We start from the raw sequence: 9,377 nt of genomic DNA on the forward strand, positions 1-9,377 counted from the left end.
GGATTCCGTGAATGATGCCGCTCAGTGACGCTCGCTGCGCATCACGACCTGCGCCGCGTTGTGGCCGGGCACGCCCGTCACGCCGCCGCCCGGATGCACGGATGCCCCGCATTGATAGAGTCCCTTCACCGGTGTGCGATAGTCCGCGGCCCCCTGCACCGGCCGCCTGAAGAAGATCTGATCCGCGCTCAGTTCACCGTGATGCACATGACCGCCCGGCAGCGCGAAGATGCGCTCCAGATCGGCGGGCGAAAGCACTTGCGCATCGTCGATGCAGTCGCGAATATCTGGCGCATGCAACGCAAGCGTATCGAGCACGATATGAAAGAGACGTTCGCGCTGCGTGTCCCATGTTCCTTCGCGTAACGTATAAGGCGCATGCTGGCCGAAGATGCTCATCAGATGCTTGCCCGCAGGCGCGACGCTTGGGTCCATCACGCTTGGCGTCAGCACGACGAGCGGCGGTCGCGGCGATATCTCGCCATACTTGGATGCATCCCACGCGCGTTCGAGATACTCCACCGAAGGTCCGATACGAACTTGCGCCGGATAAGCAAAACCCGCTGCATTGGAATCGAAATCCGTGAAAGTGGGCAGGCGTCGCAACGCGAGATTCACTTTGAAAGCGGTGGAACGGTCGCGTATTTGCGCGACACGCGCGAGAAATTCAGGCGGCACGTAATCCGCATCGACGAGTTGCTGAAACAGGATCTTGGTCGCCACGTTCGATATGACGCAACCCGCTTCGATCGATTCGCCCGATGCGAGCCGCACGCCCGTCGCTCGTCCGCCGCTTATCTCTACCGACGCCACCGGCGCATTGCAACGCACCTCCATGCCATGCGCCCGCCCCGATGCCGCGATGGCTTCGGAGATGGAACCCATGCCGCCGCGCACGAAGCCCGCCGGCCCCTCGTTCGTGGTGTGATCGCGAATGAAGCCGCGCAGCAACACATACGCCGAGCCGGGTGAGCAGATGCTCGTGGCCGCTCCGCCGCACGACGCGTAGAAGCCCAGCGCCGCGATCATCTGATCGGACTCGAACCAGCGCGACAGGTAATCGCGCGCGCTCAACGTGAGTACGTCGTACAAGTCGTAGAACTGCTCGCCCATATCGCGGAAACGCCAGGCGAATCCAAGCAAACGCCCGCGCGCGCCGAGCGCGGCATCGGCGGGATCGGGCGGAATCTCCCAGAGCATCTCGGAGACGACCTTGCCGAGCCGAGCCATATGCGCGCGATACTTACCGTATGCATCGGCATCGGCGCGGCTAAAGCGCGCGATATCCGCATGAAGCCGTTCGCCTTCCCCGCGAAACACAAGGCTCTTGCCATCGCCATACAGATGCAGCATGGGCGGCGGCACGACGATCTCGTAGCCGTACTTCGCAAGCTCGAGTTCGCGGATGATACGCGGCTGCAACAACGCCATCGTGTAGGACGCGGTCGATACGCGATACCCCGGCCACACCGCTTCGCTGACGGCCGCGCCGCCTGCGAGTTCGCGCCGTTCAAGCAGACATACCTTGAAGCCTTTGCGCGCGAGATAAGCACCGCACACGAGGCCGTTGTGTCCCGCGCCGATGATCACCGCGTCGTACCTGTTCGCCATGTTGGTCTCTAGTTCAAGATTAGTCGGCGGACGCGTCGCGCCGTTGCAAAGCCATGATGCCGATGCACACCAGAAGCGATATCAGCGTGAGCAGCGTCGAGACGGCGGCGAGCACCGGCGATACTTCCCAGCGGATCGCGCTGTACATCTTGACCGGCAAGGTCGTGGTCTGCGGTCCCGAGATGAAGTACGCGACCACCACCTCGTCGAATGACAGAAGGAACGCGAACAGCACGCTCACGGCCACCGACGCGCGTATCTGCGGCAACACCACTTGAAAGAAGATGCGCACGCGGCTTGCGCCCATGAGAAGCGCGACGGCTTCGAGCGATGCATCCGCGTGACGCAAGCCCGAGCCTACCGCAATGATCACGAACGGAACGACGAGCACGGCATGTGCGAGCGCAAGTCCCCATGCCGTGTTGACGAGCGAGAGCATCGAGAACTGCTTATACACGCCAAGACCGAGCACGACGACGGGCACGAGCATGGGCGTGATGGCGAAGGTTTCGAGTACGCGCTTGCCCGGAAACCGGCCGCGTGCAAGCGCATAAGCGCCTGGCACACCGGCCGCTATCGAGATTACCGATGCCAGCAGCGCGACCATCACGCTCGTCACACACGCGCCCCACCATGCCGGATCGGCGAAGAACTGCCGGAATAGCGCAAGCGAGAGGGTCTTCGGCGGAAACGTCAGTTCGCTGCCGCCGCCGAACGAAATCGGCACGATCACGAGGCTTGGCAGCAGCAGGAACAAATAGCCGCACCATCCGCCGATGGAACCGAGCACGCGCATGAATACACGCGAGTCGCGGCGCCTCGGTTCGGGCTTGACGAATTCGTTGCTGACACGCGTTGCGGTATCCATCATGCGAGCGCCTCCGTGCCGCGCTGAACACGTCCGAGCACTGCGATCAGCGCCCCGGACAGCACGAGCAGCATCACCGCGATGGAAGCGGCCAGCGTCCAGTCGAGCGTCTGCCGCGTGTAGAAGTCGATGAGGTTGGCGAGCATCATGTCGCGCGGTCCGCCGAGCAACGCGGGCGTGATGTACATGCCCATGGAGAGCGTGAGGCACATGAGAACGCCTGCAAACACGCCGGGCATCGACAAAGGCAACGTGATGCGCGCGAAGATCATCGCGGGACCTGCGCCCATGAGTTCGGCGGCGAACTTGAGGTTGCGGTTCTGCGTGGTGAGGCTCGTGAGAATGGGCAGCACCATGAACGGCAGAAGATAGTTGGTCATTCCTATCACGACGCCAGTGCGGTTGAACATGAGGTCGGGATGCCATGTATCGCCACTCAACCATCCCGCGAGTTTCGCGACGATCCCCGCGCTGCCTAGCACGACGGTGAAGGCATAACTCTTCACGAGCACGCTGGTCCAGAACGGCAACATCACCATCACGAGATACGGCGCGCGCTTCGACATGGGCATGCGGGCGAGATGCAGCGCGACGATATACCCAAGCACGAGACTCGTCGCCGTGGCGAGCGCGCTGATGATCATCGTGTTGCCGAGCACGCGATGTATGAGCGCGCTCGTCAGCACCTGTTCGTAGCCGCGCAGCGTGAACGCCTGTTCGTAGATGCTCGACCAGCCGACTACGCCGAGCGGCCACAGAAAGAACACCGCGAGCAGGCCGTAGAGCGGCAGCAGCATCACGACGACAGCCTTCAGGTTCAGCGTGTAACTCATCGCGCGCCCCTTGTTTTACGCTACTTTATGTCAGCATCCAGGTCGTGAAGCGGTTCTGCAACGCGTCGTAGTGATCGCCCCACCACGTGTCGTTGATGATCACGCTGTTTGGATCGTGCATGTCCGGCATGCGCGCCTTGGCGGCGGCGGATACGAGCGGCATGGCCTGCACCGCGTTCGGCGCGAACTCGACCATCTCGCAGAATGCGGCCTGGCGGTCGGGGCGCAGACAGAACGCCACGTATTGCATGGCAGCCTGCGTGTTCTTGCCGTACTTCGGCACCGCGAGATATTCGAGGCTGTTGAGCGTCTGCTTCATCGACATCTGCACCGACGTACCCGCTCTTTGCGCGGGCAAAACGCGGCTCAGATACGTGTACGTGAAATCGAGTTCGTTACTCGCGATAAGCGTCACCGTCTCCGGCGTCGTCTCGATCCACTTGCGCACACCCGGCTTGATGCGGTCCATCGCCGCGAAGGCGCGCTCGACATCGAGCGGGTAGAGCTTGTCGGGCGCGACGCCATCCGCGAGCAACGCCATCTCCAGGTTCTCGCTCACCCGTGGGCGCAAACCCCGACGACCCGGAAACGCTTTTACATCCCAGAACTCCGCGTAGGTCGTCGGATGCTTGCTGCCGCGCTTCGGGTCGAAGCCGATCCCGCCCGCATACGAATACGTGCCGACGAAGTCCGCGCCCGTCTTCGTGATGAGGCCATCGGTCTTGACGATAGCCGGGTCCAGTTTCTCCCACATGCCCTGACGCGAACCCGCGACGATCTGCGGTCCAATGCTGTCGAACACATCCCACGACACATTCTTCGATTCGACCTGCACCTTCATGCGCGCGAGATCCGCGCTGTTCACAAGATTCACCGCGATGCCCGTCTCTTTCGCAAAGGGTTCGGCGAACGAGGCACGCACCGCCGCCTCATAGGCGCCGCCCCAGCAGGTCACGCTGATGCTCTTTGCCTGCGCACGCACAATGGCCGGTGCGCCGAGCAGCGCGGTGCCGGCGAGCGCGCCGGCTTGCAGCAGGAAGGTGCGTCGTGAAGACGACGGACTGGTCGATACGGTATCGGCTTGAGATAGTGGCGCGTTCATGTCGGTCTCCATGCGAGGTCGGGGCACTGCTTCATCCGGCGATCCAGATCGCCTTCCAGTCCATGTATTTGTCGAAGGCGTGCATCGACTTGTCGCGGCCGAATCCGGATTGCTTGAAGCCGCCGAAGGGCGAGGACATGGTGCCGCGATCGAAGCAATTGACCCACACCACGCCCGCCTTCAATTGACGCGAGACCTGCTGCGCCCGCGCGATGTTCGAGGTCCACACCGCGGCGGCGAGGCCGTAGATCGTGTCGTTGGCGACGCGCACCGCTTCCTCCGGCGACTCGACCGTGATCGCCGACAGCACCGGCCCGAAAATCTCCTCGCGCGCGATACGCATGTCGTTGCTCACACGATCGAACACGGTCGGCTCGATGAAGTAGCCGCCCGATTCCGGCCGCGCGGTACGCCCGCCAGCGATGACACGCGCGCCATCGGCACGACCCGCATCGATATACGACATGACCGACTCGTGCTGCGCCTGGCTCACGATCGCACCCATCTTCGTGGCGGGATCGAGCGGGTCGCCGGGCACGAGGTCCCGCGCGATGGCCGCGACTTTCTCCAGCAATTCGTCGCGTACCGCCGCGTGTACGATCAGCCGCGAACCCGCGTTGCACACCTGTCCGCTATTGGCGAAGATACCGGCCGCCACGGCGCGCGCGGCGGCGTCGAGATCGGGGCAATCGTCGAGCACGATATGCGGGCTCTTGCCGCCGCATTCGAGCCCGATGCGCTTGATATTCGACTGACCCGAGTACTGCATGAACAACTTGCCGACAGCGGTCGACCCGGTGAAGCCGACGGCATCGACATCCATGTGCAGACCGAGCGCGCGCCCCGCCGTTTCACCGTAGCCCGGCACGACGTTGAGCACGCCAGGCGGCAAACCCGCTTCGGCCGCGAGCGCGGCGATGCGAATCGCGCTTAGCGGCGATTGCTCCGCGGGCTTGAGGATCACCGAGTTGCCTGCGGCGAGTGCGGGGCCGAGCTTCCAGCTTGCCATCGAGAGCGGATAGTTCCACGGCACCACGGCCGCGACCACGCCGAGCGGCTCGCGCACGATCATGGTGGTCACGTCGGGTGCGGCGGGCGCGGTTTCGCCATAGAGCTTGTCGATGGCCTCGCCATACCACTGGATGCAGGTGGCCGAACTCACGATGTCGCCGTTGTAGGCATTGGTGATCGGCTTGCCGACATCGAGCGATTCGAGCAGCGCCAGCTCTTCGCGATGCGCCATGATCAAGCCCGCGAATTTGAGCATGACGGCTTTGCGTTCGGCAGGTGCGGCGCGCGACCAGACGCCGGATTCGAAGGCGCGTCGCGCGCTTCTGACCGCGACGTCCACGTCTTCCGTTCCGCATTCGGCGACTGCGGCGATGGTGCGGCCCGTGGCCGGGTCGATGGTCGCAAAGAGCTTGCCGGAGAGCGCGTTCACATAGCGCCCGTCGATGAACGCGCGGCCCTCGGGCCGGATTTCTTGCGCGCGGGCGCGCCACACCGATGCGTCGGGAATGCTCACTGCAAAGCTCCTTGGGTTGGGTCGATTGCCTGCGTGCCTTTCAACATCCAGCGTTGAAATCAAGTGTAGGGTTTCAAAAGTATGAAAACCAATACATTCTGATAACCTTGTTCCTGCCAGAAAGTTATACCTTCGACGAGTCCGCCATGCTCAAAGTGCGTCATCTGGAAATCTTCCGCGCGGTGGTCAAGGCGGGCAGCGTGTCCGCTGCGGCACGTCTGCTCTACGTGTCCCAGCCTGCCGTGACCAAGACTCTGCGCATGCTGGAAGAAGACATCGGGCTTACGCTTTTTCTGCGTGTGAAGGGGCGGCTCGTATGCACGCCCGAGGCGGAGGCAATCTTGCCGGAGATAGAGCGGTTGTTTGGCAGCGTGCAATCGATTGCGCAGACCGCACGCGAGATTCAGGAGGGCCAGCGCGGGTCGATTCGCGTATCGACGGTCTCCATGCTCGCAACCACTATCGTCGCGCGCGCGGTCGGCAAGTTCCGCGAGACGCATCCGCAAGTCGAGTTCGATATCAGGGCGTTGCCTACGCGTCACGTCGTCGAATACGTGAACAACAATCAGGCGGATTTCGGCATTCTGGATGTAGCCGCGCCTTCAGGCACGCTCGAGGTGGAGGAGTTCTGTCGCGCCGAACTATGCTGCGTGATGCGTGCGGAGCATCCGCTTGCTGCGCGCAAGACGGTCACGCCTCGCCTGCTGGATCACGAGACGCTCGCGACCTTCGGGGAAGACACGTTGACGGGATGGCGCCTGCGCGAAGCGTTCCGCGCGCAGGGACGAGTCTTTACGAGCGCGTTCGTGTCCAACAGCACGCCGGTGCTGTGCGCGCTCGTGCGGGAAGCCAATGCGGTGGCGCTGGTGGACCCCTTCTCGCTGATGAGCCGTTCGTTTCCGGACTTGATTGCACGACGATTCTCGCCGGCCGTACCGGTCGAACCGCGCTTTCTCTTTGCGCCCGGCAGACCGCGGTCGGTCATCGTCAATCAATTCGTCCTTCAATTGAAGGAGACTGCGGCGGAGTTCGTGATGGGGTGAGTCTTTAAGTGCATGCGTTACGGACTAAGGCCGACTCGTGCTTGCAGCGAGCGCCGCAGTATCGGCTGTCATGCGATTCTCACCCGTTTCGATCTTGCCGACGGCGACAGCGCCACTCTCTGAATCACCCGACGTGCGAGTGGACCAGAGCGTAATGCCTGCCAGTGCAACGAGGCAGACCGTCGTCCATGCGGCTACGGTGCTCAAGTGATCGCGCAGACGCCTTGGCATCCGCAAAGCAGGCTTGCTGGCCTCGACGATCTCGGGCGCCGGTTTCTCCATCACGAATCCGCATCTCGGGCAGTTCGCTACTTCCGTGCGTGCTTCCGCGCCGCATTCCTTGCATATGATGGAAAACATCCGTACCTCTGTCCGCCTCGTGTGATCGCTTCTGAGGTAACGACACGGCGCGCGCGATCTTTAGCTTTCTCCCTTGAAACGTGAGGTTTTATGCGTTTTCGGTTGATCCGGTGCGGCGCCTTTCGACGGGGCAAGCCTGTGCGCAGCGCCGACGACATCGCCCGAACGCGATGCCTTCGTCACGCGTATGACGGCGGGAATCGCATGCTGTAACGCACAGCCCGCGCGTCTCGTCAAAAATGCCATGCTGCTCGACGGATTTCGGCCCGGCATTCCTGCCGGACTTTTTGCGCTATGCCTTAAACACTTTCGAGCGCGAGCGCAATGCCCTGCCCTCCGCCGATGCAAAGCGTCACGATGCCTCGCCGCACGCCATCGCGACGCATCGAGTGGATGAGACGCGTGGTGAGCACCGCGCCCGTGGCGCCGATGGCATGACCATGCGCGATAGCGCCGCCATCCACGTTCACGATGTCCTCGGGAATCCCGAGTTCAGCTATTACGGCGAGCGGCACTGCAGCGAAAGCCTCGTTGATCTCGAAGCGCTCCACGTCGCCCAGCTTCCAGCCCGCGCGCTCCAATACCTTTGTCACGGCCGGGGCCGGTGCGATGCCAAACAGCCCCGGCTCGACCGCCGACACCGCGAAAGCAACGAGCCGCGCCGAAGCGACTACATCTAACGATTCAGCCGTGGCACGACGCGTGACGATCATCGCCGATGCGCCGCTATTCAGGCCCGGCGCATTGCCTGCGGTGATGGTGCCGTCCTTGCGAAATGCGGGCTTGAGCCGAGCAAGCGTTTCGAGGTTGGTATCGGGACGCGGTTGCTCGTCTGTATCGAATGGGGACACGCCTTTTTTGCCAGGAACGTTGACGGTCACGAGCTCGTTTGCGAAGTGACCTGCATCTCGCGCATCGCTGAAGCGCCGTTGCGAACGTTCTGCCCAGCGGTCCTGCGCCTCGCGGCCGATGCCGTATTTGCTGACGAGGTCTTCCGTGTGCCAGCCGGAGTGCTGGCCCGAGAACGCGTCGTCGAGTCCATCGCGCAACATGCTGTCGATGACCTGTGCCGCGCCCATGCGTTGACCCCATCGCGCCGCAGGCAGCAGATACGGCGCGCGATCCATGTTCTCCATGCCGCCCGCGATAACCACGTTCGAGATATCGAGTGCTATTTCCTGAGCCGCCGATGCAATTGCCTGCGCGCCCGATCCGCATACGCGATTCACCGTGACAGCAGGCGATGCCACCGGAATGCCGCCGTTGATCGACGCCTGGCGCGCGGGATTCATGCCGCTGCCTGCCTGGATGACGTTGCCCATGATGACTGCATCGACCTTTCGCGGCGCCAGACCCGCGCGACGCACGCTCTCGCGGATAGCGGTGGCGCCCAGCTCCGTTGCCGCCACTTCTTTCAAGCTGCCGCCAAAGGCTCCGATTGGCGTGCGCACCGGCGCGCATAGAACGATTTCGTCTTTGAACATGACATTCTCTCCATGGTTAGTGCATATGCACATTTTTCCATGGATTCGAGAAGCTTGCAGAGACGATGGATGGTTGAGCGTTCGACGGCGGGACGACTCGATCAGGGCCGGAATGACTCCAGATAACACTCTGCGCGTCAGCAAAGTTGAGTTGTTTCAATCGGAAGTGTGGACGGCGGCTAGCCAAGGACTCGTGAGACTTGGCTGGGACTAGATTTTTTTCACGTCTCTGTCTTGCGGACCAAGAGGACCTTCCACTGTGTCTGTTCAGGACAGTCATCTTCGAAATTTATGTCGGGCCCATCAAAACACAAATGTTTCTACTGATCTTTCTCAACCTGATCGAAGCGTGCGACCAATTCAACTTTTATTTTTCTAAATCAATCATTTAGACAGCCAAACCAAATTTATTTGCGTCGTTGGCATGCCTCTCGCATATGTAGCTGCGAGCGCAACAAATCAACGCTCGACCAACCAACCACTTAGGAGATTCACCATGCTGACGATCAAAGACCTCGCCGCTTCCAAAGAACTCGGCCGTGCTGAAATGG

General features: G+C 62.0%; 8 protein-coding genes. 1 reads left to right on the forward strand and 7 read right to left on the reverse strand.

Annotated elements, in window-relative coordinates:
• Positions 1–21 precede the first annotated feature (21 nt).
• From NCT03_RS31200 to NCT03_RS31220, 5 genes are read right to left on the reverse strand one after another with little or no spacing between them, the layout of a single operon-like run.
• Positions 22–1,611, reverse strand: coding sequence for a phytoene desaturase family protein (locus NCT03_RS31200; protein WP_250495257.1), 1,590 nt, complete (start codon positions 1,609–1,611; stop codon positions 22–24).
• A gap of 19 nt (positions 1,612–1,630) precedes the next feature.
• Positions 1,631–2,482: an ABC transporter permease gene (locus NCT03_RS31205; protein WP_250495258.1), complete on the reverse strand. Its 852-nt coding sequence runs from the start codon at positions 2,480–2,482 to the stop codon at positions 1,631–1,633.
• Entirely contained in the window at positions 2,479–3,312 is an 834-nt protein-coding gene (locus NCT03_RS31210; protein WP_250495259.1) for an ABC transporter permease, read from the reverse strand. The genes NCT03_RS31205 and NCT03_RS31210 overlap by 4 nt, the downstream gene beginning before the upstream one ends.
• 25 nt (positions 3,313–3,337) lie before the next feature.
• Positions 3,338–4,414, reverse strand: a complete 1,077-nt coding sequence (locus NCT03_RS31215; RefSeq protein WP_244832439.1) for an ABC transporter substrate-binding protein — start codon at positions 4,412–4,414, stop codon at positions 3,338–3,340.
• A gap of 31 nt (positions 4,415–4,445) precedes the next feature.
• Positions 4,446–5,939, reverse strand: a complete 1,494-nt coding sequence (locus tag NCT03_RS31220; RefSeq protein ID WP_250495260.1) for an aldehyde dehydrogenase — start codon at positions 5,937–5,939, stop codon at positions 4,446–4,448.
• A 146-nt stretch (positions 5,940–6,085) separates the two neighbouring features.
• Here NCT03_RS31220 and NCT03_RS31225 point away from each other — a divergent pair, with 146 nt between their 5' ends.
• Positions 6,086–6,982 carry a LysR family transcriptional regulator gene (locus tag NCT03_RS31225; RefSeq protein WP_244832438.1) on the forward strand — a complete coding sequence of 299 codons (897 nt, stop codon included), beginning with the start codon at positions 6,086–6,088 and terminating at the stop codon, positions 6,980–6,982.
• Positions 6,983–7,006: 24 nt separating this feature from the next.
• Here NCT03_RS31225 and NCT03_RS31230 read toward each other — a convergent pair whose 3' ends face one another.
• The gene (locus NCT03_RS31230) at positions 7,007–7,342 is read right to left on the reverse strand and encodes a hypothetical protein (protein ID WP_250495261.1); all 336 of its coding nucleotides are present in this window, start codon (positions 7,340–7,342) and stop codon (positions 7,007–7,009) included.
• 299 nt (positions 7,343–7,641) lie between these two features.
• Positions 7,642–8,826, reverse strand: coding sequence for a thiolase family protein (locus NCT03_RS31235; protein WP_250495262.1), 1,185 nt, complete (start codon positions 8,824–8,826; stop codon positions 7,642–7,644).
• Positions 8,827–9,377: the final 551 nt, after the last annotated feature.

Origin of the sequence: Caballeronia sp. GAWG1-1, from assembly GCF_023631465.1 — a bacterium.
GTDB lineage: Bacteria > Pseudomonadota > Gammaproteobacteria > Burkholderiales > Burkholderiaceae > Caballeronia.